Source organism: Georgenia sp. 311 (assembly GCF_006151955.1).
In the GTDB taxonomy this organism is placed as follows: Bacteria; Actinomycetota; Actinomycetes; order Actinomycetales; family Actinomycetaceae; genus Oceanitalea; species Oceanitalea wutianyii.
The window spans coordinates 14,173-16,088 of the sequence record NZ_VDFS01000045.1; the positions used below are offsets into that span (position 1 = coordinate 14,173).

Annotated in this window: 2 protein-coding genes; both read right to left on the bottom strand. The window is 75.1% G+C overall.

What is annotated here, in order from left to right; all coding sequences use genetic code 11:
* The coding region (locus FHE66_RS09575) for an acyltransferase (RefSeq protein WP_139072808.1) at window positions 1-1,006 on the bottom strand (1,006 nt) is incomplete at its 3' end.
* A 32-nt stretch (window positions 1,007-1,038) separates the two neighbouring features.
* The coding region (locus FHE66_RS09580; protein WP_139072809.1) for a S9 family peptidase at window positions 1,039-1,916 on the bottom strand (878 nt) is incomplete at its 5' end.

Sequence of the window (1,916 nt, forward strand, 5' to 3'; positions counted from 1 at the left end):
CGCGCCCGGACAGGTCGTACAGCCCGGTCGCGGCCGCCGTGAGGGCGAGGGACAGGAGGGGGACGAGGAGCAGCGCGAAGAGCGGGCTTCCCGGCGCGACCCACCCCGACTCCCGGGCGACGACGACGAGGAGGTTGAGCAGGATCGGGTGCAGCACGTAGATGGCCAGGGTGCGGGCACCGAGGTACCGAGCGAGGCGGCGCACCCAGCCGGCCCGGGCCGCCCACGCGGAGAGCGCGAGCGCGGCGGTGAGGCCGACGAGGGACATCACCGCCGAGAGGTCGACGCTCGTGCCGCGGACGTACACGAGCAGGACGAGCCCGACGTACGCCGGCACGGCGACGGCGAGCAGCGGCAACGGGGCCAGCCCGGCGACGCGTTCGACGAGCGGGCGCCCGAAGCAGCCGATGAAGTACCAGACCGCGAAGTAGCAGACGCGGGCGACGTTCGTGGCGGCGGCCTCCCCGACGACGTCGGCCAGGGCGGGCGCGACGAGCGGCGCGACGCCCACCGCGACCGTCGCGAGCACGAGGAGCGAGGAGCCGAACCGGCGGAGCACCCGGGCGGTGACGAAGAGGACGACGAGGACCGAGAGGTACCAGTAGGCGGTGCCGCCGACCGGGATGGCGGCGAGGTTGTCGCGGGCGTAGCCGAGGGGGTCCTCCGGCGCGTACGCGAAGCCGGTGACGAGGGCGAAGACGACGCTCCACAGGAGGAAGGGCCACAGCAGGTTGCCCACCCGTGGCCGCAGCAGCCGCCGCCACCCGCGCTCCAGCGCGCGGGCCGCGAGCACCCCCGAGGCGAGGAAGAACAGCGGCATGCGGACCGGCAGCAGTGCGGAGTTGACCAGCCGCCAGCCGTCGACCGCCCAGCTGTCCGCGCCGGGAAGGAGGCGCCCGACCCCCGTCCCCCCGACGTGGTAGAGGACGACGAGGACGATGGCGACCGCCTTGGCGAGGTCCACCCAGTCCAGTCGGGTGGAGGTCTGGTCGGTCGGTTGGAGCACGCCGGAACGCTACCAACTCCCGGCGCCCGCCCTCAGCCCAGGTGCCGCCGGACGAAGTCGAGCTGCAGTCGGAGCTGGCGGATCCGCTCGGCGTCCACCTGCGAGCCGTGACCGGCGGCGAACTGGTAGAGCTCGACCGTCCCGCCGCGCCGGCGCAGGGCGTCGACGTAGCGCTCCACCTGCCGCAGCGGGCAGCGAGGGTCGTTGAGCCCGGCGAGGACGAGGACGGGCGCGCGCACGTCCTCGACGTAGGTGATGGGGCTGGCCGCCGCGTACGCCGCGGGGACCTCCTCCGGGCTGCCCCCGAACAGGGCCCGGTCGAAGGCCTGGAGCTGGGCCGTCTCGTCCTCGTAGGCGGCCACGTAGTCCGCGACGGGCACGTCGGCCAGGCCGAGGGACCACCGTTCGGGCTGGGTGCCCAGGCCGAGGAGGGTGAGGTAGCCGCCCCAGGAGGCGCCGGCGAGCACCGAGCGGGCGGGGTCGAGCGTGCCGGCCGCGACGAGGTGGTCGTGGACGGCCGCGATGTCGGCGAGCTCGACGAGGCCGACCTGCCCCTCGATCCCGTCGCGCCACCGGGTGCCGTAGCCGGTCGACCCGCGGAAGTTCACGCTGAGCACGGCGAAGCCCTGGTCGACCCACGCCGCGAGAGTGGGGGAGAAGGAGTCGGTGCGGTGGTCCGCCGGCCCGCCGTGGACGTCGACGACGACGGGGTAGGGCGCCTGTCCGCCCGTCGGCAGCCGCAGGAGGGAGTGGATCGTGCCGCCCGGACCCTCGACCTCGACGTCGCGGACCTCCACCGAGGGCCGCGGGCGTGGGCCGACGGGCACGATGAGCGGCCGCTCACTGCGGGTGGTGCGCAGCGCCGGCGGCTGCGCGGCCGAGGACCAGGAGAACCACACCTCCCCGTCGG